Annotated in this window: 15 protein-coding genes; 8 read left to right on the top strand and 7 right to left on the bottom strand. The window is 67.1% G+C overall.

Going from position 1 to position 20873, the window contains the following annotated elements; genetic code table 11:
* Positions 1-5 precede the first annotated feature (5 nt).
* From IT41_RS10695 to IT41_RS10675, 4 genes are all read left to right on the top strand, one after another.
* Positions 6-440: a DcrB-related protein gene (locus IT41_RS10695; RefSeq protein ID WP_036741025.1), complete on the top strand. Its 435-nt coding sequence runs from the start codon at positions 6-8 to the stop codon at positions 438-440.
* 76 nt (positions 441-516) lie between these two features.
* Positions 517-4740, top strand: coding sequence for a DUF6531 domain-containing protein (locus tag IT41_RS10690; RefSeq protein ID WP_036741023.1), 4224 nt, complete (start codon positions 517-519; stop codon positions 4738-4740).
* A gap of 242 nt (positions 4741-4982) precedes the next feature.
* Positions 4983-5993, top strand: a complete 1011-nt coding sequence (locus IT41_RS10680; protein ID WP_081967529.1) for a type VI immunity family protein — start codon at positions 4983-4985, stop codon at positions 5991-5993.
* Positions 5994-6358: 365 nt separating this feature from the next.
* Positions 6359-7504: a hypothetical protein gene (locus IT41_RS10675; protein WP_139221649.1), complete on the top strand. Its 1146-nt coding sequence runs from the start codon at positions 6359-6361 to the stop codon at positions 7502-7504.
* A gap of 55 nt (positions 7505-7559) precedes the next feature.
* On the opposite strand, the gene panC is transcribed toward IT41_RS10675, so the two are convergent.
* A complete protein-coding gene (gene panC, locus IT41_RS10670; protein ID WP_036741015.1) occupies positions 7560-8411 on the bottom strand; it encodes a pantoate--beta-alanine ligase in 852 nt (283 codons plus the stop codon).
* Positions 8408-9238 (bottom strand): 3-methyl-2-oxobutanoate hydroxymethyltransferase, encoded by an 831-nt coding sequence (gene panB / locus IT41_RS10665; RefSeq protein ID WP_036741090.1) that lies wholly within the window; start codon positions 9236-9238, stop codon positions 8408-8410. The genes panC and panB overlap by 4 nt, the downstream gene beginning before the upstream one ends.
* A gap of 222 nt (positions 9239-9460) precedes the next feature.
* Between panB and argC the strand changes: the two genes are divergently transcribed.
* On the top strand, positions 9461-10489 hold the full coding sequence (argC, locus tag IT41_RS10660) for an N-acetyl-gamma-glutamyl-phosphate reductase (protein WP_036741089.1): 1029 nt from the start codon (positions 9461-9463) through the stop codon (positions 10487-10489).
* Positions 10490-10576: 87 nt separating this feature from the next.
* Here argC and IT41_RS10655 read toward each other — a convergent pair whose 3' ends face one another.
* The 4 genes from IT41_RS10655 to IT41_RS10640 all read right to left on the bottom strand — a co-directional run bounded on the left by IT41_RS10655 (position 10577) and on the right by IT41_RS10640 (position 14834).
* The gene (locus tag IT41_RS10655; protein ID WP_081967528.1) at positions 10577-11158 is read right to left on the bottom strand and encodes a CAP domain-containing protein; all 582 of its coding nucleotides are present in this window, start codon (positions 11156-11158) and stop codon (positions 10577-10579) included.
* A gap of 207 nt (positions 11159-11365) precedes the next feature.
* Positions 11366-11728, bottom strand: coding sequence for a DUF1850 domain-containing protein (locus IT41_RS10650; protein ID WP_036741086.1), 363 nt, complete (start codon positions 11726-11728; stop codon positions 11366-11368).
* Positions 11725-13818, bottom strand: coding sequence for a TRAP transporter permease (locus tag IT41_RS10645; RefSeq protein WP_036741013.1), 2094 nt, complete (start codon positions 13816-13818; stop codon positions 11725-11727). The genes IT41_RS10650 and IT41_RS10645 overlap by 4 nt, the downstream gene beginning before the upstream one ends.
* A gap of 68 nt (positions 13819-13886) precedes the next feature.
* A complete protein-coding gene (locus IT41_RS10640) occupies positions 13887-14834 on the bottom strand; it encodes a TAXI family TRAP transporter solute-binding subunit (protein ID WP_036741011.1) in 948 nt (315 codons plus the stop codon).
* Between the two features lie 343 nt (positions 14835-15177).
* Between IT41_RS10640 and IT41_RS10635 the strand changes: the two genes are divergently transcribed.
* From IT41_RS10635 to IT41_RS19445, 3 genes are read left to right on the top strand one after another with little or no spacing between them, the layout of a single operon-like run.
* Entirely contained in the window at positions 15178-17409 is a 2232-nt protein-coding gene (locus IT41_RS10635) for a pyridoxal phosphate-dependent decarboxylase family protein (RefSeq protein WP_052081409.1), read from the top strand.
* Positions 17406-18299: a hypothetical protein gene (locus IT41_RS10630; protein ID WP_036741009.1), complete on the top strand. Its 894-nt coding sequence runs from the start codon at positions 17406-17408 to the stop codon at positions 18297-18299. The genes IT41_RS10635 and IT41_RS10630 overlap by 4 nt, the downstream gene beginning before the upstream one ends.
* Entirely contained in the window at positions 18292-19092 is an 801-nt protein-coding gene (locus IT41_RS19445; protein ID WP_052081407.1) for an adenylate/guanylate cyclase domain-containing protein, read from the top strand. The genes IT41_RS10630 and IT41_RS19445 overlap by 8 nt, the downstream gene beginning before the upstream one ends.
* Here the strand turns inward: IT41_RS19445 and IT41_RS10620 are convergent.
* The gene (locus IT41_RS10620; protein WP_052081405.1) at positions 19043-19741 is read right to left on the bottom strand and encodes a Crp/Fnr family transcriptional regulator; all 699 of its coding nucleotides are present in this window, start codon (positions 19739-19741) and stop codon (positions 19043-19045) included. The genes IT41_RS19445 and IT41_RS10620 overlap by 50 nt on opposite strands.
* Between the last annotated feature and the right edge of the window lie 1132 nt (positions 19742-20873).

Below are 20873 nucleotides of genomic sequence, written 5' to 3'. Positions count from 1 at the left end.
GCGCCATGTCGACCTGCCGCACCGAAAGCTTTACCCTGACCTTGCCCGATGAATGGGCCGATCGCAGCATGATCACCTGGGTGGCGCCGCCCTCGGCCAACTACCAGGTGCTGCCGAATCTGCTGTGCTCGCGCGGGGAATTGCAGCAGGGTGAAACGCTGGACGGTTTCGTGAACCGCCAGCTCAGGGGGTTGATGGCCCAGGTCAGGAATTTCGACCTGATGAGCCGCCAGAACGTGGAATTCGGCGGCCGCCCGGCGGTCGAACTGGTGTTTGCCATGACACCGCAATCGGTGGTGCTGAAGCAGCGCCAGCTGTTCTTTCAGGCCGATCCGGACGGGGCCATGGTCGACACGGTCGTCGCCACCGCCGCGAGGGAAAACTTCGACGAGCTTGCGTCTGTATTCGAAAGCATCTTCCAGTCCGTCAGCTGGAACTAACTGAGGTCGTCCGCCGATGCCCGCCCCTCTGGCTGCCGCACATATCGGTCACCAGATTGAACATTCTTCGGCTCTGATGGGGTTCCTGGTCGGGGATTCCACCGGTCTTGGGGCGGCTGCGGCACTTGCCGCGACGCTTGCCACCGAGGGGGAGGCGCTTGCGGTCGCCACGGCGGTGGCGGGCGCGCTTGCCGGCAGGCATGGCGGGGAGGGGCCGGCCAATGCTAAGGGGCCGGTGCTGACCGGCGCGACGAATGTCTATCTGGGGCCGGACCGGCTTCCGGCGGCGCGGGCGGTGCTGGATACGGTCAGTTGCCAGGATCACGGCCGCGGCCGCATCGCCATGGGCAGCGACAGCGTTTTCATCAACGGCTATCCGGCCGCGCGCGGCAGCGACCGGACGGAATGCGACGGGGCCATTGCCTCGGGTCTGGGGCATATCCTCGTCGGTGCGGAATCGCTGGCCTATCTGCCCATCGGGCGCGAACTGTCCCAGCCGATGATCGGCCTGGCCGGTGGCATGGTGATCGCCGGCAGCGCCATGGCGCTCATGTCCGGCGGTGCGGCGGCCTTTGTCGCGGGCGGCTGCTGCGCGTCTGGCGTCGCCGGCCCGCGGACCGGGCCGCTGGCAGCGACCGCCGTTCTGGCCCCGCTTGGCGGCATGATCGGCGAGGCGGTGCCGGGCGGCGAAGCCGGCCGCCGGCTCGGCGAGGCCGCCTTTGGCATGATCGGCGGCAGCATTGCCGGGCGTTTCGGGCCGGCGCCTGACCGGCGCACCTTTACCGGCCACCCGGTCGATGTCGCCACCGGAGAACTTTACAGCGCCGAGACGGATTTCACCATGGGCGGCCCGGTGCCCGTCGCCTGGGAACGGTTCTGGCTGTCCTCCTCGGATCAGAACGGGGGCCTGGGCAGCAAGTGGCATCACCCGCTGGACATGGAACTGGTCGAGGGCGGCGACTACGCGGTGCTGCGGGTCGAACATGGCCGGCTGGTCCTGCTGCCGCGCCTGCAGCCGGGGCAGAGCTTTTATCACCGTGCCGAAAAGCTGACCGCGATTCGCGACGGGGAAACCGGCTGGCGGATCCGCATGGCCGACGGGCTGGTCCGGCGACTGGCGGCATGGCCGGGCCGTGCGGGATATTTCCGCCTGACCTCGCTTGGCGACGACAATGGCAACCATGTGGCGCTCAGCTACGATTCCCGTGGCGGGCTGGTCAATATCCGCGCCAGCGACGGCATCGACTATCAGTTCGCGCTGGACCCCGCCGGCCGGGTGACCGAGATTTCCCGTACCGATGGCCGGGCGCGCGTGACGCTGGTCAGCTACAGCTACGATCCGGCGGGCGATCTGAAAATGGCGCGCAATGCCGGCGGCTCGGCCTTTCTTTACGCCTATTACCAGGGCCTGCTGGTGCGCGAGACGCGGCGCAGCGGCCTGTCCTTCTATTTCGAATGGGACGATCCCGCCGCCGGAACCGAGGCGCGCTGCACCCGCACCTGGGGCGATGGCGGCATCTACATGCGCGAAATCCACTATGAGCCGGATCGGTCTTATACTTGGGTGCGCAATGGCAAGAACCAGGTCGAGCGCTATTTCTGGGACCGGCACGGCTTTGTCACGCGCTGCCTTTCGCCGATGGGCGCGCTGAGCACGGCAAAGTTCAACCGCTTCGGCGAATGCGCGCTGAGCACCGATGCGAATGGCTGCACCCAACACAGCGGCCATGACGAATTCGGGCGGCTCGTCTGGTTTCAGGACGAGTGTGGCGCCCGCGAGCGTTTCCTCTATGCCAGCCAGGATCCGGCCAGTCCGAATTTCCATAACGTGGCATGTCATGTCGATGCGATGGGCCATGAAAGCCTGTCGGCCTATGACGCGCGCGGCAACCTGATATCGTTCACCGATCCGACCGGGCACACCGTGCTGGCGCTGCGCGACGCGCGCGGCCTGCCGCTGGTCATTCGCGATCTCGAGGGCGCGCTGGCGCGTTACAGCTGGACCAAACAGGGCTGGCTGGCCGAGGAACGCGGCGCGACGGGCGGCTGCGTCAGCTATCGCCGCGACGGTTTCGGCCGCGTGCAGGAGGAAACGATCGAGGGCGCGGGAACCTCGCGCTATCGCTATGACGTGCATGACCGGCTGGTCGAGATCCTGGCCCCTGACGGCCGCGCGACGCGCATGGCCTATGACGCGGATGGCAGCCTGATCGAATATGTCGATCCGGCCGGTCAGCGCACGGCCTGGGATTTCGCCGGCCTGCCGGGTCCCGCGCTGCGCACAAATCCCGACGGGACCCGATTCCGCTACAGCTATGACAGCGAAATGAACCTGATCGGCCTGCAGAACGAATCCGGCGAGATCCATGCGCTGGAATACGACCGCGCCGAGCGGCTGATCGGCGAGATCGGCTTTGACGGTCGCCGCCAGCGCTATCACTATGACGCGGCCGGCCATGTGATCCGCCACGAGGACGGCCATCGCGGCCACCATCTGACCCGCGACCCGAGCGGGCGGCTGCTGCAGCGGCAATGCTCGGACGGGGCCTGGGCCCGCTATGGCTATGATCCTCTGGGCCGGTTGATCCTGGCCGAAAACCCGTTCCGGCGCGTCGGCTTTGTCTATGATCCGCGCGGTCTGGTGCTGCGCGAAACCCAGGGCGGGGCGGAAATCGCCCATGCCCTGTCCCTGCGCGGCGAACGCATCAGCACCATGCTGCCCGACGGGCGCGTGGTGGGCTATGGCTACGACCCGGGTGGCCGCTTCGAACGGCTGAGCTTTCAGGGGCGCGAGGTGCTGCGCCTGAGCCGCGATCGCATGGGGCGCGAAACCCGCCGCGACGGCGGCCATGTCAGCATGGTAACCGATTACGATCCGCAGGGCCGGATCGAGCGGCAGCAGGCCAGCCGGCGGCAACAGGACCGGCCGGTCTTTGGCCGCAGCTATGGCTATGATACCGTCGGCCTGATCCGCACGATCCGCGATCTGGTGCGCGGCGACCGCGCCTTTCAATACGATGCCCGCGAACAGCTGCGCCGCGTCTCGGGTGGCGGCACGCGCGAGGTCTTTGCCTTTGATCCGGCGGGCAATATCCTGGCCGAGGTGGAAAGCGTGCGCAATGCCTCGGTCGTGGGCGGAAGGCTGCTGATGCGCGGCGATGCGCATTACCGCTATGACGATGCCGGCAACCGGATCGAGATGCGGCGCGGCTGGGGCGGGCGGCATGTCTATCAGTTCGATTACGACGACATGAACCAGCTTGCCGAGGTGCGCGAGACCTCGGGCGGGGTCTATCGCACCACGCATTTCGCCTATGACGCGTTGGGGCGGCGGGTGCTGAAATACCACCGCGAGGAAACCGCGCCGCTGGTCGCCGCCAATGACGCCTCGGACACGGCGGCCCCGCCGCCCGAGGCCCGGCTGACCGCCGAGGAAACCACCTGGTTTCTGTGGGATGGCGACAATCTGCTGGCCGAGGGGCGCGGCGACATGTCGGGGCCCGGGGACGCCTTTGCCGTGGTCTATATCCACGAACCCGGCAGCTTTCGCCCGGCCGCCCAGATCCGCCGCCGCTCGCCGGAACACGAAGGCGTGGTGCTGCTGTACTGGAACGACCATCTGGGGACACCGCAGGAGCTGACCAATGAACGCGGCGAGCTGGTCTGGCAGGTCGCGCTGAAGGCCTGGGGCGGGATCGGCCGCGTCTATGTCGAGCGGGTCGAAAACAACCTGCGCTTTCAGGGGCAGTATTACGACGCCGAGACCGGGCTGCATTACAACCGTTTCCGCCATTACGACCCGGCCTCGGCCTGCTATATCAATCAGGACCCGATCGGTCTGGCCGGTGGCGAGGTTCTGGCCCGCTACGTGCCCAATCCGCAATATTGGGTCGATCCCTGGGGGCTGGACCTGCGGGACGATTTCCGTCAGGCAAATCGCGGCCGCTACGACCGCAACGGCCTGTTGCAGGCCTGCGGCGGGAAATACCCCAAGCCCAGTGTCATGCCGGGCGCGGCCCTGCACGGCACATCCCCGGCCAGAACCCGCGTCACCTGTGGCCATATCATCCGCGAAAGCGCGCCGGATGGTGGCCCCTGCCGCATCCCGACCTTCGCCGAGACCGGCAATCCCACCCCGATCGGGTGCTATTCGCAAGCCTGTTGCATGCGTGACAATGACCATATGCAGATGGCGGAAATGGCCAGCTTCGCGCAGATGCCTCAGTGGCAGCCCTGGCGGATGGTAGAATACAAGGCCCGGAATGGCGTCCGCCCCAGCCTGAACCGATGCGGTTACTGAGGCCGGGAGGTGGATCTTTTTCACCCGCCTGCCGGGGCTGGCGCGAAGCTTTCCGCGGGGCGGCGGGATTCTGCCCTGTCCGCAAACGCGACTTGCGTTTCATGGCCGTCAGGGTGACGATAGGGCGATGTAATCCTTGCAATTGTTTGGCATCAATCCGGAATGGACAGGCAAGCTCAACCCGATGAACGCCCGGTTTTCCGGCAACCGATCGCGCCCCTTGCCGTGATCTGCCCGAAGCCATGAACAGACCGGCCCGATACATAGAATTCGACCAGCTGCTTGTCGCGGACCAGCGCACCGGCCAGCCAGCCATGGGGTTCGGCCTGCAGGCCCGGCTGTTTCTGGATCGCGGCGACCGGCGCGAGACGCGCCATGCGGTGGTCGAGGCGATGGCGCGGTTTCACCGGCTTTCCACCCGCCGCATCACCCATATGCAGCCCGGCGCGGCGGTCGAGCTGCGGCCGATCGCGGCGGTGGATTTCCCGGCGGCCTGCCATGCGCTGGTCGAGCAGATCGACCCCGCGACCGAGGCCTATTCGCCGCATCTGACCTCGTTGCCGGTCGCGCCGCCGAAATGGCAGGCGGTTGCCGAACTGCCCGCCGGATCAGAGGGGGCGGATGCGATCTCGACCTTTGACGCGGCGGTGCCACTGTCCTTTCTGGCCACCGGCGATGAGGCCTATCTTGCGGCGCTGCTGGACTGGTGCGCGATCCTCCGGCCGATGCACGGGCTGGCCGGCATTGCGCCGGTTCACGAATTCGGCAGCGACCGCAGCCGCAGGGGCATGGCATGGCCTTATCTGGCGCGGTTTCCGGGGCTGAATTGCCTGCTGCCCTATCCGGTCGCGGCCAAGGGCCGTGGCGGGCGCAACATCTCGGGCATCAACTGGCTGACGATTCTGGGCGATGGCATCCTGGCGCGGCTGGGGGGGCGCGAGGCGCTGGCCGGCAGGCTTGCCGCCGCCTGGGCCGGGGTAATGGAGCGTCCCGGCCCCGAGGGTATGCCGCCCGGCATATCGGTGCTGGACTATCCCGGCGGCATCGTGCTGCGCGCCGGCCCCGAGCCGCAGCCCGGCGACGTGAACATGGGCGATATCCCCAAGGCCTATCGGGTGGTGAATGATGCCCTTCAGGCGCTGCGCTTCGACGATTATCAGCAGAACCCCATGGATCTGATCGAGGTCCCCCGCCCGCTGGATGCCTATGAAGAGACCTTGAACTGGCTGCACCGCTTCGACCTTCAGGATTGAGCCTCGCGGCCCCGAGCCGCCGGGTGCCCGGCGGTTACCGCATCGCGCAGCGATCACCCGCGATGGGGCGCGCTATGTCCGATACCGGGTCCGATCGGCACCACCTCCGGGAGAGATGCAATGCCTGCATGGCTCAGCGGCGGAAAAATTCGATCCAGATCGGCCTTTGGAAAAATTCGGCTTTGCGATATGAAAAATGGAAATTATGCGTCAAACCAGCGCGCCGTGCCGGAAATATGATGTGCCGCCCCGTTTTTTCGGGCTGCACTGAGATACAATCTGCGCGTGTTACTGCTGGATTGGGAATGGTGGTCGCAGCATCTCCCGTGCTGCCAGGGCTGGGCGAGCATTCGGTTGTTTGAGATGTGCGAGGTTCAAGACAGCGCGCCATTCCCGGCGATCCGGCCGGTGACCCGGCGGCGACGCGATGCCGCGCCGCGCCGCGCGACATGAACGGCGTCTCGATCCTTGCCTGGGGGCTTGCGACGGCGGCCGATGGCGACAGCCTTGCCCAGGCCGCCATGCTGGTCGAGGGGCGGCCGCATTTCCATCGCCATCCCCGCTGGGTCGGACGGGACGGGCAAAGACAGATCATGTGCTGGGCCTCGGGGCTGCGCGACCATGTCGATTTCGCCTCGCGCGTGGCGCTTTTGGTGCAACGCGCCTGGGCGGCCTGCCGCGATGCGCAGATTGCCCGGGGCATGCAGCCCGCGCGCGCCGAACTGATCCTGGCCCTGCCGCTGCTGCTGGGCATTTATCCCGGCATGCGCGAACGCTTTACCGCCGCCGCCGCAAGGCTGAAATTCGACGGCATGAGCGCGGTCCAGATGATCTTTGGCGAACATGCCGTGGGTCTGGCGGCGCTGGAGCGCGCGGCCCACACATTCGCGCGCGACAAGGAACGCCACATCTATGTTGCCGCCGCCGATACGCTGGTCGCGCCGATGGTGCTGGACATGCTGGCCGCGCGGGGCGAGCTGCGCGACCGCAACAGCCCATGGAACGCGGTTCCCTCCGAGGCGGCGGTCTGCATGCTGGTCGCGCCCAGCAACGGGGCGGATGACGGCTGCCCGCGTCTTGTCGGTTGCGCCTCGGGGATTGAGGACATCCAGCCCGATGCCCCGGAGGGCGGCGCGCAGCCCGGCGAAAACGTGCTGGCCGAGGCGGCGCGGGAAAGCATTGCGCAAGCGCCGGGCTTCGTGCGGATCATCTCGGACGCCTCGGGCGGCCGCTGGCGGGCCGAGGAACTGGGCCGGGTGATTTCCGCACTGGGTCCCGACGCCGCAGAATTGCCGGTGCTGACGACGGCGCAGGCGGTGGGCGATGTCGGGGCGGCGTCGGCGCTGCTATCGGTGGTGGCGGGCATCTCGGCGGGGCCGGGGGCCAGCCTGATCCTGGCCAGCGAACGCAGCGGCAGCCGGCGGACGGCGATGGCGCTGCCGGCCAGTGCCGATCGCTGCCCGATGCCGCCCTGCGCCAAACCCGGCGCCGAGGACCCGGTATCCGCATAGCTGCCCCCGAACCCGGGTCGGACCTCTGGCGGATGCGCGCTGCGAAAGGTCCGGATCAGCCGGGCAATGCGACCGCCAGATTGTCGATCAGCCGTATCCCGTCCAGCCAGGCCGCAGCCAGCAGCCGGGCCGGCCGGCCGGAGACGGGCGCGGTCAGGGTTTCGGCGTCGCGCAGGTCCAGATACTCGACCGGGCCGAAACCGGCCGCGGCCAGTGTCGCCTTTGCCTCGGCCAGCGCGGTCGCGACTGGCTCTCCAGCCTCGATCCGCCGGGCGGCCTCCGTCAGGGAGCGGGGCAGGGCGGCGGCCCGGGCGCGCGCGCCGGGCGACAGCCGCTGATTGCGCGAGGACAGCGCCAGCCCGTCCGCCGCCCGGATGCAGGGGCAGGGGACGATCCCCACCGGCATCCGCAGATCGGCGACCAGCCGCCGGACCAGCTGCAATTGCTGCCAGTCCTTTTCCCCGAAAAAGGCGTAATCCGCCTGCGTCATGTTCAGAAGCAGCGTCACCACCGTCGCCACCCCGTCGAAATGGCCGGGCCGATGCGCGCCTTCCAGCGGCTCGCTGACGCCGGAAACCGAAATCACCGTCGCATGGCCGGACGGATACATCTCGTCCGGGGCGGGCACGAACAGTGCCTCGACCTCCAGCGGGTCGAGCAGCGCGGCATCCTCATGCTCGGTCCGGGGGTAATTCGCGAGATCCTCGGGATTGTTGAACTGTCGCGGATTGACGAACAGGGTCACGACGACGCGGGCGCAGCGCGCCTTGGCGGCCCGCACAAGGCTCAGGTGGCCCTCATGCAGCGCGCCCATGGTCGGCACCACGCCGATGGATTCGCCGCGCGTCTTCCAGGTGCGGGTCAGGGCGCGCAACTCGGCCAGCGAGCGGATGATCTCTGCGCTCATGCCGGCTTGCCTTCGCCAAAGCTGTGCTCGGGACCGGGAAAGCGCCGCGCGCGCACCTCGGCGGCATAGGCGGTGATCGCGGCCTCGGCCGTGGCGGCCAGCTCGGCATAGCGCTTGACGAATTTGGGCCGGAAATCGGCAAACAGGCCCAGCATGTCGTCGACGACCAGCACCTGCCCGTCGCAATCCACGCCGGCGCCGATGCCGATGGTCGGGACCGGAATTTCCTGCGTGATGCGCCGGCCCAGCATCTCGGGCAGTTTTTCGAGCACCACCGAAAAGGCGCCGGCATCGGCCAGCGCCACGGCATCGGCCACCAGCCGCTCGGCCTCGTGATGGCCGCGCCCCTGAACCCGGTAGCCGCCCAGCGTGTTCACCGATTGCGGCGTCAGGCCGATATGGCCCATGACCGGGATGCCGCGCTGCACCAGAAAGGCGACGGTATCGGCCATGTGCCGGCCGCCTTCCAGCTTGACCGCCTGGCAGCCGGTTTCCGCCATCAGCCTGGCGGCATTGCGAAATGCCTGCTCGCGCCCCTGTTCATAGCTGCCGAAGGGCAGATCGACCACCATGCAGCCATGCGAGGCGCCGCGCGCCACCGCCTGGCCGTGCAGGATCATCATCTCCATGGTCACGCCGACGGTCGAAGGCAGGCCATGCACCACCATGCCCAGGCTGTCGCCGACCAGCAGAAGGTCGCAATGGCGGTCCACCAGCCTGGCCATGGGCGTGGTATAGGCGGTCAGGCAAACGATGGGCTCTGCCCCCTTGCGGGCGCGGATATCGTTCGCGCCCAGGCGGGCTGTGCGGTCGGGGGTCGCGCTCATCAGTCGGTCTCCGTTCTGGCTGCCGGTCATCGCCGTAAGGGGAATATTGGATCAAACCGTCATTGTCCCGCAATTTCTGTTCCTTTTTCTGCGGATGCGGGCAGGAATCGAACCCTGGGCAGGCCGCGGCCCGGCAGTATTCTTGACATGACCGGTCGCGGGGGCCTACTGCGTTGCAGGTCCCGCAAGGCCGGGACGATCGCAATTCATGTGGTGACCGACATGACGCTGAACGCCGCCATCCTGGGAGCATCGGGCTATACCGGTGCCGAACTGGTCCGCCTGCTGGCGACCCATCCGCAGATCAGGATCGCGGCGCTGTCGGCCGACCGAAAGGCGGGGCAGGGCTATGATGCGGTCTTTCCGCATTTGCGGCATCTGCAATTGCCGGCGCTGGTCCGGATGGAGGAGATCGACTTTTCCGGCATCGATCTGGTCTTTTGCGCGCTGCCGCACGGGCTGAGCCAGCCGCTGGTCGGGCAATTGCCGGAGTCGGTCAAGGTGGTGGATCTGGGCGCGGATTTCCGGCTGCGCGACCCGGCGGAATACAGGAAGTGGTACGGGCTGGATCATGCCGCGCCCGATATCCAGCCGCAGGCCGTCTATGGCCTGACCGAATTCTATCGCGACCAGATCAGGGATGCGCGGCTGGTGGCGGGCACCGGCTGCAACGCAGCGACGGTGCAATTCGCACTGCGGCCGCTGATCGGCTCGGGGCTGATCGATATCGACGATATCATCTGCGATCTGAAGAACGGCGTGTCGGGCGCCGGGCGTTCGCTCAAGGAAAACATGCTGTTCGCCGAGCGCTCCGGCGATGTGGCGGGTTATTCCCAGGGCGGCAAGCACCGCCATCTGGGCGAGTTCGATCAGGAATTCTCGGCCATTGCCGGGCGGCCGGTGCACATTCAGTTCACCCCCCATCTGGTGCCGGTCAATCGCGGCATCCTGGCATCGTGCTACCTGAAAGGCGAGGCCGAGGCCGTCCATGCCGCGCTGCAGGCGGCCTATGCCGATGAGCCCTTTATCGTGGTGCTGCCCTTCGGGCAGTTGCCGGCGATGGCGCATGTGCAGGGGTCGAATTTCTGCCATATCGGCGTGACGGGCGACCGGATTTCCGGCCGCGCGCTGGTCGTCTCGACGCTGGACAACCTGTGCAAGGGATCGAGCGGTCAGGCCTTGCAGAACGCCAACCTGATGCTGGGGCTGGAGGAAACCGCCGGGCTGATGCTGGCGCCGCTGTTTCCCTAGCCAGCCTGAGAAGGCCAGCCCCTTGCCCGTGCCCCGGCACGGCGCTGCCAGACAGAGGCAAAGGTGGTTCCCCCTGTGCCCGGGGTCTCAGCGTGGCTGCGCATAGACCGCGACATGGAACCCGGTCTTGCCATCGGCGCCGGTCGCATAGGCCGTGCCGAAATCTTTCAGGCCGGGGATCACGATATTGGCCAGATGCTTTGGCGAGGCGACCCATTCCATCGTCGCCTGATCCAGATTGAACCGTCCCGCCGCGATATTCTCGGCCGTGACGGTGGGCTTGTAGCCCTGGGCCTTGATCCGCGCGGACGGCCCCTTGGTCGCGCTGCCCGCATGGGTCATGGTGCCGCGATTCGCCATGTCGCAGGCCTGGGCCTCGGCCGCCGCCTGGGCGCTTCTGTTGATCTGCAGCGGCTTCAAACCCTGCCCGGCGCGGGCATTATTGGTGGCGATCAGGGCGCGGCCGATCTCTTCGGCGGTGATCAGGTTGCAACGCGCCGCGCCGCGCTCGATCAGCTGCAGGTCCTGGTTGCCGTCGGTGCGCACGACCTTTCCGGGAAGGCCGATCACCGGGCTGGGCGTGGGCGGGGTCACCGTTGCGGCCGGCTGTTCGGCGCAGGCGGACAGCAGGACGATAAGGGCAAGGGCGGACAGACTCGGCAGGCGCATTGAGCGGAGGCTCCGTTTTTTCGTTTCGGGAACGGTATCTAGGGAATCCTAAGATCAAGTAAATCCCGCCGCATGACGGCAGCGCAATCAACCGGGGCCGGCGGACACATACCTGAGATCTCGTTGCCGCGACAGGTCGGGGACGGATTGTCGTCACCGGGCAGTGGGAAAATCCGATCCGCGCCAATGACGGGGCGGGTTCCGGCCCTAGGGCGGGCATGGCTTCAGCGTGATCGCCCTGCCCGCATCCGCGCCCAGCTCGACGCAATCCGCCCCGCATAGCCGCCATCCCCCGCCCGTCGCGCCCGAGGCGGCAAGCACCAGTTCCGGCACCGGCGGCAGCTGCGGTTGCCAGACCAGCCAGCCGTCCTCCAGCCGGGCATCGGGGCCGGGCTCCATGCCCGCGCCATGGCCCTGGATGGCGGCGCGGGTCAGGCGCAGCCCGCCGGGCGTGACCTGCCATTCCTCGTGCCATCTGATCTTTTCGACCGAATGGCTCCATTCCAGCGAAAAGCCGCCGCCGGGGGCAAGCGCGACGGCCATGGCCCCGGCCAGCAGGCAGGTGCTCATGCGGCGGCCTGCCGGCGGCGCCACCACAGCAGGCCGGCGAAGGCGATGGCCAGGGCAAAGCCGATCTCATCGGTCAGCGGCATGGCGGCGACCAGCGTGAAGGCGCCGGCGACGGCCAGCGCGCGTTCCCAGCCGGCCAGCGGATGCCCCAGCCAGCCGATCACCGCCGAACCCCAGAGCGCCAGCGCGATGGCGGCCTTGGCGACGATATAGAGCACCGCCGGCAGATAGCCGATCGACGCCGCCAGCGGCCCGCCATCCTGCATCATCAGGGCCGGCGTATAGACCGCCATGAAGGGCACGATGAAGCCGGCGGCGGCGACCTTGACCGCCTCGATGCTGATCTTGAGCCCGTTTTCCTTGGCGATCGGCGCGGCGGCGAAACAGGCCAGCGCCACCGGCGGGGTCAGGTCCGCAAGGATGCCGAAATAGAACACGAACATATGGCTGACGATCAGTGGAACGCCCAGCTCCAGCAGCGCCGGCCCGGCGATCGACGAGGTGATGATATAGTTCGGGATCGTCGGGATACCCATGCCCAGGATGATGCAGGTGATCATGGTCAGGATCAGCGACAGCAGCAGGCTGCTTTCGCCGACGCCGACGATGAACTGGCCAAAGGTATTGGCGATGCCGGTCAGGGTCATCACGCCGATGATCACGCCGACCAGCGCGCAGGCGATGCCGACGGGCAGCGCGGTGCGGGCGCCTTCGGCCAGGCTGTCGCGGCAGATGGCCAGCGTCTCGCGCCCCCCTTTCGAGGTGGCGCAGATGGCGACCAGCACCGCCAGCGCGGTCACCACCACCCAGATCCCGTAGCGAAAGAAGGCGGCGGCGACGATGCCCAGCACGACCCAGAACAGGATCCGGATCGCCCCGGCGGGCAGGCCCAGCACGACCGAGCCGCCGAGGATCAGCAGCCCGGTCAGCGCCAGCCCGACAGTGCCGGCGAACAGCGGCGTGTAGCCGGAAAACAGCAGATAGACCAGCACCGCCAGCGGCAGCACCAGATACCAGCCCTCGCGCAGGGCCTTGCGGGCCGAGGGCAGCTCGTCCCGGCTCAGCCCGCGCAGGCCGCGCTTTCCGGCCTCCAGATGGACCATCCAGAAGGCGCCCAGGAAATACAGGATGGCGGGGATCAGCGCGGCCTTGACGACCTCGACATATTCCACGCCGAGCGTCTCGGCCATGATAAAGGCCACGGCGCCCATCACCGGCGGCATGATCTGCCCGCCCATCGAGGCGGTCGCCTCGACCCCGCCGGCGAAGGCGGGGCGATAGCCGAAGCGCTTCATCAGCGGGATGGTGAACTGGCCGGTGGTCACGACATTGGCCACGCCCGAGCCCGAGATGGTGCCCATCAGCCCCGAGGACAGTACCGAGACCTTGGCCGCGCCGCCGGTATAATGCCCGACCACCCCCAGCGAGACATCGGTGAACAGCTTGATCATCCCGGCCTTTTCGAGAAAGGCGCCGAACAGGATGAACAGGAAGATATAGGTCGATGAGACATAGATCGGGATGCCGTAGATCCCTTCGGTGCCATAGGTGATATGCTCGACCACCTGCGCGAAATCGTATCCACGATGGTTGAGCGGGCTGGGCAGGTACTGGCCAAACAGCGCATAGGCCAGAAACAGCCCCGAGATGATCGGCAGCGCCGGTCCCATCAGCAGCCAGGCGGCGGCGAAGACGGCGATCAGGGCGGCGACGCCGAACCAGATATCGCGCGCCAGCGGATCGCCCGCGCGCAGCAGAAGCTCGGCATATTCGACCCATTGATAGGCGGCGATGGCGATGCCCACGGCGGCCAGCGCAAGGGTCAGTCCGCGCGCGACGGGCCCCATTTTCTTGGCATGGGCCAGCAGCGGAAAGCCCAGTGCCATCAGGAAGCCGACATGAACCGCCCGCGCGATCTGGCTGGGCATGTCGATCAGATGCGCGGCCAGCGCGATCTGAAAGACCGAGAACGCCACCGCCAGCCAGAACAGCGCCAGCCCCCAGCTGCCGGGCGGAAAACCCGCGCCAAGCGGATCGTGGCCGTCCGGATCGGGCGGCGTCTGCAGGATTGCGTCGGCGGTTTTTTCCATCATCTTCCTCCCGTCGGGTGACGGCCCGGCGGGGCCGTCACGGCCTTGTCAAAGCCCTGGCCGCCCGGTCAGAGCAGCCCCTGTTCCTTGTAGAAGCGCTCGGCGCCCGGATGCAGCGGGATCGGCGAGCCCTTGGGGGCGTTGTCCAGCACGATGCCATTGGCGGCGCTATGGGCGGCCTTCAGCTTGTCCAGGTTGTCAAAGATCAGCTTGGCCATCTGATAGGCGGTCTCGTCCGAGACCTCGGAATGGGTGACCAGGAAATTGACCACGGCGGCGGTCGGCACGTCCTCGGTCTGGCCCTGATAGGTGCCGGCCGGGATCGCGCCGGCGACATATGGCGCGCCGATCGCGTTCACGATCTCGGCCGGGACCGAGACGATGGTGATCTCCTGCGACGAGGCCAGATCCTTGATCGCGGCATTGCCCAGCCCCGAGGATTGCAGCGTCGCATCCAGCTGGCGGTTCTTCATCAGCTCGACCGATTCGGCAAAGGGCAGGTATTCGACCTTGCCCAGATCCTCGTAGCTCTTGCCCGCCGCGCCGAGAATGGCGCGGGCGTTCAGCTCGGTCCCCGATTTCGGCGCGCCGACAGACAGCGACTTGCCGTCCATGTCGGTGATCGTGGTGATGCCCGCCTCTTTCAGGGCGGCGATCTGGACATAGTTGGGATAGATCGCGGCAATGGCGCGCAGCTTGTCCAGCGGCGCCTTGAAGCCGGCCTCCTGATTGCCCTCCCAGGCGTATTTCACCGAATCGCCAAGCGCGAAGCCCAGCTCGCCCTTGCCCTGCTGCAACAGGTTCAGGTTCTCGACCGAGGCCTTGGTGGATTGCACCTGCGTGCGCGCGCCCTCGATATTCTCGCCATAGATTTCCGACAGCGCGACGCCCATCGGGTAATAGACGCCCGATGTGCCGCCGGTCAGGATATTGATGAACTCCTGCGCCTGGACGGCGGGGCTGGCAAGGGCCAGCGCACCGGCGATGGTTGCGGCATAGGTGAAACGAATGGACATGCTGTCCTCCCCTGATAGTTCGCCCGCGCTCGCGGCAGGCCCGGGGGAAGTTTGTCGCAAACTGATGGCGTACGGCAACCGCGATCAGCGTCGTCAGGCTGATTTCAGGCAGGAATTATCGCCGGGGCGTCGCGATATCCGGCGGGATCCGGCGCCGGCCGGGCGGTCGCGTCCGCCGCATTGCGGCCATCCTGCGGCTGCGGCGGCCGCGAATCCTGCCTTCCGTAAGCCGATATAAATAATGGAGTTTTTTTCGACGCGGCGCGGCAATGTGGTTGAAAGCCCGGCTGCGTCGGCGCATAGTAGGCAAAACTGCCTAATTCGCTGAACCCGCTGAGGACCGATGACCGGACGGCCCAATCCCGCATTGCTCGCCGCGCTGGATGATGCCGCAGGGCAGCCGCAAGACCGCCTGTTCGCACTGAGCCCGCCGGCCGCGCCGGGCGCCCTCTCGGCCTGGTTCCTTGGTCCCAAGGCCGAGAACGAGCAGGTGCTGCGCGCATTGGTCGATCAGGCGATCTCGGGCCATGTCGCCGCGCGGCGCGATTACGCGCCCGGGGATCCGCGGCTTGGCCGGGACGAGCTGTTCCGAACCGCCGCCCATCACGACACGGTGGCGCTGATCAAGGCGCAGCTGGACAGGATGATCCGCTCGATGGCCGGCTCGATCCCGCTCTCCAGCTATCGCAACCAGTCGCATATGTATTGGGACACGACCCTGCCGGGCGTCGCGGGCTATTTCGCGGGGCTGCTGTTCAACCAGAACAATGTCGCGGTCGAGGCCTCGCCGGTGACCACGCTCCTTGAGATCGAGGTCGGCCGCGACCTGTGCCGCATGGTCGGTTTCGACCACCCCGAGCGCCAGCCCTGGGGGCATATCACCTGCGACGGCAGCGTCGCCAATGCCGAGGCGATCTGGGCGGCGCGCAACCTGAAATACCTGCCGCTGGCGATCGCCGCCGCCCTGCGCGAGGTGCCGCAACTGGCGGCGGCCCGCGATCTGTCGGTACCCCATGCGCAGGGCAGGCAGAAGCTGCTGGAGCTGGACCCGTGGCAATTGATGAACCTGCCGGTGCAGGCGGTGATCGATCTTTCGGGGGCGGTGGCCCGGGCCGCCGGGGTCACGGCCGCGGATGTGACCGCCGCCCTTGCCGATCGCAATGTCCAGGATATCGGCCTGCACGAGATGCATCGCCTTTATGCGCCCGATCTGCCGACGCCGCTGATCCTGACCCCGGCGACCGCGCATTATTCCTGGCCCAAGGGCGCGGCGCTGCTGGGGCTGGGCCGCGCGGCGCGGGTCAGCCTGCCGGTCGATGACAATGGCCGGATCGAGGTGCCCGCGCTGCGCCGCATCCTGGACGATTGCCTGCGCCGCCGCCAGCCGGTGATGATGGCGGTGGGCGTGCTGGGCACGACCGAAGAGGGCGCGGTCGATCCGCTGGACCGGATCGCCGATCTGCGCGACGAATTCACCGGCCGGGGCCTGTCCTTCGCGCTGCATGCCGATGCCGCCTGGGGGGGCTATTTCGCGGCCATGCTGCGGCCCTCGAAGCTGGGCGGGGCGGATGATCTGATCATCGACGACAGCGACAAGGATGCGCCGCCGGGCATGCATCTGGGCGCTGCCGTCGAAGGGCGGTTCCACGCCGCCGCCCGCTGCGAGACGCTGACCGTGGACCCGCACAAGGCGGGGTTCATCCCCTATCCGGCCGGGGCGCTGTGTTATCGCGACGGCACGATGCGCGATCTGGTCACCTTTACCGCGCCGGTGGTGTTTCACGACGGGGTGGTGCCCAGCATGGGCGTCTATGGTATCGAGGGATCTAAACCCGGCGCCGCGCCCGCCGCGGTCTGGCTGTCCCATGCCGTCATCCCGCCCGACCAGTCGGGCTATGGCCGGCTGCTGGCCAAATGCATCTTTGCCAGCCGCCGTTTCTATGCCGCGCTGGTGGCGCATTTCCCGCCCGAGGGGGCGATCACCGTCACCCCGTTCCAGCGCCTGCCGGCCGAGCGGCGCGGCCAGGGCGCCGAGGCCGTCGCGCTGGAAACCCGCCGCCTGCGCGAGGAAATCGCCTGCGTCGAGGATGACATCCTGCTGGAGCGCCTGCGCGCCGATCCCGCGCTGATGCGGCTGTTTCGCGAAATCGGCTCGGATACCAGCATCGTGACCTATGCCTTCAATTTCCGCACGTCTCAGGGGCTGAATCGCGATCTTGGCCTGATGAACCGGCTGAACGAGGCGATCTTTCACGCGCTGAGCCTGGAAAGGGTGGTGCCGGGCGAACTGCCCGACAAACCGATGTTCGTCACCGCCTCGGAATTCACCGCCGATACCTATGGGCAGGATTTCATCGACCGTTTCGCCGCCCGTGCCGGGGTCGTGGCGCCGCCCGGCATGGGCGTGCGCTTTCTGATCTCGACCCAGCAGAACCCGTTCCTGACCGCCACGGCCGAGGGGGATTTCATCCCGCGCCTGATGCAGATCCTTGATGCGACGGCCCGGGATGCCGCCGCCCGGATCTGCGATGAACACGGCTTGCGGCTGCACAGCGACCAGAAAGGACGCAGATGAGACCCTGTCACGCACCCGACCCGGACGCGCCGCCGGTCAGCAATGTGCTGCATCAGCACGCCTTTACCATTCTGGGGGCGGAAACCTTTTTCGGCGTTCATATGACGCAGTACCACGAAGAGGTGCATAAATATCAGCTTGTGCTGCGCTTTTCGCTGCCGCCCGAGATCGCCGCCGGGCTGCGCCGGGTGATGGCGCAGTTTCCGCGCGATCTGTTCGTGCTGGCCAATGACGACGGCGACGCGTTCAATATCCCCTCGCTGGCGGCGGGGCTGCGGTCGGAATTCACCGGAAATATCTTTCAGGGTCTGCCGGATTTCCCGCCCGATTCGCCCTTTCCCTGGGCGCCGGACGTGGTGCGCCCGGTTTTCGGCGGAATTCCGGTCACGGTCGAGCGTATCGTCACCTTCCGCCCGTTTTCCCATGCCGATCTGCTGCCGGAAAAGGCCAGCTACCTGATGTTCGGCAAGGGGGCCGAGGCGCATATGACCAATCTTCAGACGGCGCTGATCGCGCCGGGAAAGGACGGCCAGCCGCTGTTCGGGCCGGGCTATGACCATGTGCTCAGCCTGTCGGCGGCGCCCGACTGGATCGCGCCCGAGATGCTGGAATCGGGCATCGTGGTCAGCGTGCCCTCGATCACGCTGCGCGACCCCGATACCGGCGAGATCCGCATTCCCTGCGATATCCCGATCAAGGAGGGGGAGGAGCTGGTGCTGGACTATCGCGGCCTGCCGCGCGAGCCGGCGCTGACCGTCACCGCCGGCCCCTCGCCCTGGTGCGCGACGGGGGTCTGCAACAGCGAGGAACTGCCGGTCTGCCCCGAGGATCAGGCGATCCATGCCTCGAAACCGCCTGCGGAATATATCGTCGGAGCCAGCCATGCCTGAAAACGCCTCGCAACCCGAAATCGGCAATGAGGAATTGTGGCGGCAGATCTTTCATGACGGGCATCCGGTGCTGGCCGGAAAGCAGCGCCGCTACCGGATGCTGCCGGGCGTGCCGCGCTGCAAGCTGTGCTTTGCGCCCTTTGGCGGGTTCGGCGGCTGGGTGGCGCGGCGGATCGGGCTGCGCCCCTCGAACCGCAACCCGCGCTTCTGCAATGCCTGCGACAGGTTCATCGAACAGTTCCCGGGCGGCGCCGAGGTGCCGCTGAGCATCCTGTTTTGCGATTTGCGCGGCTCGGTCGCGCTTGGCGAAAGGATCGGCGCGGCGGCCTATGCCCAGACGGTGGCGCGGATGCGCGACACCGTGGTCGAGGCGCTGTGGCGCCATGACGGTTTCGTGCTGGAATTCCAGGGCGATTCGGTGATCGGCGTCTGGCCGCCCGGGTTCAGCGGTGCCGATCACGCGCGGAAGGCGGTGGCCGCCGCCCGCGAGGTGGCCGAGGCGCTGGCCCGGACAGCGCAGGGCAGCGACCCGATCCGCGCCGGCATCGGGCTGCATACCGGGCCGGCATTCCTGTGCACGTTTTCGGCCGCCAGCGGCATGCTGCAGGAGGTCGGCGCCTTTGGCCAGGCGATGAACATCGCCGCGCGCGTCTCGACCCTGGCCGAGGCGGGGCAGATCCTGGTGACCGAGGCGGTCTGCGATGCCGCCGATCAGAAGGCGGCGCCCGGGGCGCTGCGCGAGGTCACGCTGAAGGGCATTGACGAGCCGGTCCGGGTGACGGCGCTGTCGTGACCGGGCGATCCTCCTGATCCAGCGCCTGCGCCAGCGCGGCGCAGGACGGGATATGCAGCGCGCGGCCCTTGCGCCGCAGCAGGCCCAGCCGGGTCAGGCGGCTGATCTCGCGCGAGACGGCTTCGCGATGGGTGGCGATGCGGGCGGCCAGTTCCATATGGCCCGGCGCGGGATCCAGCACATGCGGCCCGTCGCCCGGCTTGCCGGCTTGGGCCAGGCGCAGCAATTCGCGCACCAGCCTTTCGCGCACCAGCAGCGTGCCGAATTCATAGACCCGTTCGGACAGGCTGCGGATGCGCTCGGCGAAATCCAGATGCAGCCAATGCGCGAAATCCGGCTGCCGCTGCAGCTTTTGGAAATCGTGCGGCGCGACCCAGGCCGCGCGGCCGGCATCGCGCGCCACCACGCTGGCCGAGCGCGCGCCGCCATCGACCGCCGCCAGCACGCCGACCAGTTCGCCGGGGCTGACGCGGGAATAGATGACCATCCGCCCCTCGGGGGAATGCACGAGCACGTCGGCCTCGCCCTCGAGCATCAGAAAGACCGCGCGACCGGCATCCGCTTCGAGGATCAGGGTTTCGCCGGGCTGGTGGGCCTGTTCGCGGGCCACCGCCATGAACATCTCGCGCGCCTTGCCGGTCAGCTGCATTCCCTGATCCCCCGCCGGAAAAAAATCGCCAGTTTCGCGTCTTATTGGTCCGGATGTGGGAAATGTCACTGCCGGCGCAAGCGATCCGGGGCATTTTGTTCTTACCCGGGACGAAATCTTCCGGGCAACCTTTGAAAGCTGAACTTGCGCCGCCTCCCGGTCCGGCATTGTCGCAAGAAAGCCTGTTGTTAACGAGTTGTCATTGTTCAGGAAGCACCCTCCGCCCGGTCTCGGTGTCCGGACGGAGGGCGGCCCGGACGCGGGGCAGGGCGCTGAGCCCGCGCGCGCACATGGCTTCCGGGTAGGTTGCGAGTAATCTGTTCAGTCGGCGGGGCGGGGTGTGGTGGCCCGTCCCGCTGATCTTATTGGCGATGCGGCGTATGCCCCGCCGGGACGGCGCCTCGCAGGGCGCGAGAAGGCCCTCCGCCCGCGTCATTCCCCGACATGATCCCCGGTCATATCGTCCATGGCACCGATCCGCGCGCCTCCCCGGCCTTGCCGGCGCGGCCTCGCGGGGTCCTGCGCTGACATTCTTGTGAATCGGCGGAAATCCCTCCGACAAGTTCGTCGTGTTATCACGCCGTTATTTAAAACTGCAGTTATTTGCCGTCGGGTCGCCCTGGCCAGGCGCTTGATGATTCCGGTCGGGCATGGGACATATGTCATCGTAAAGTTGTTGTTTTGTACAGCTTGCCACCTGTGATTGATCCCTGTCGGGGCCGGTGGCGACGGTAAATTCACACATCGCGGAGGTGATATGACGATCACGGCGTAGCGGTTGGAAAATATGGTGCTGTCGGACTGCCTCTCGCGGCCCGATCCCGTTTTCCTAGGCATCGCACCAGCTGCCTGCGGGGCTGCGATCCCATGCCTTCGCTCGTTTGAACTGCGGCAGCAACCTCCTGCAAACCTGATCCGGTTCGCCGGCGCGGATAGCCTCCGTCGCCGGACGGAGCCCTAATTCCTGGACCATATCATGTCTTTGACTTCCGACCGCAATATCATCCTGCATTCCCCAAGTGGCGTGTCGTTTGAGGTGAAGATCGCCTGTATCCGAGCGCTAGACAAGGATTTTCTGCCGCAAGCGGCACCTGCGGTCGCGCAGACTGCTGGATCTGGACGGATCAGACCG

This window comes from Paracoccus halophilus (assembly GCF_000763905.1).
GTDB classification, from domain to species: domain Bacteria; phylum Pseudomonadota; class Alphaproteobacteria; order Rhodobacterales; family Rhodobacteraceae; genus Paracoccus; species Paracoccus halophilus.
Note: the sequence above shows the minus strand (reverse complement) of the source record. Positions and strands in the feature narration are given on the sequence as shown.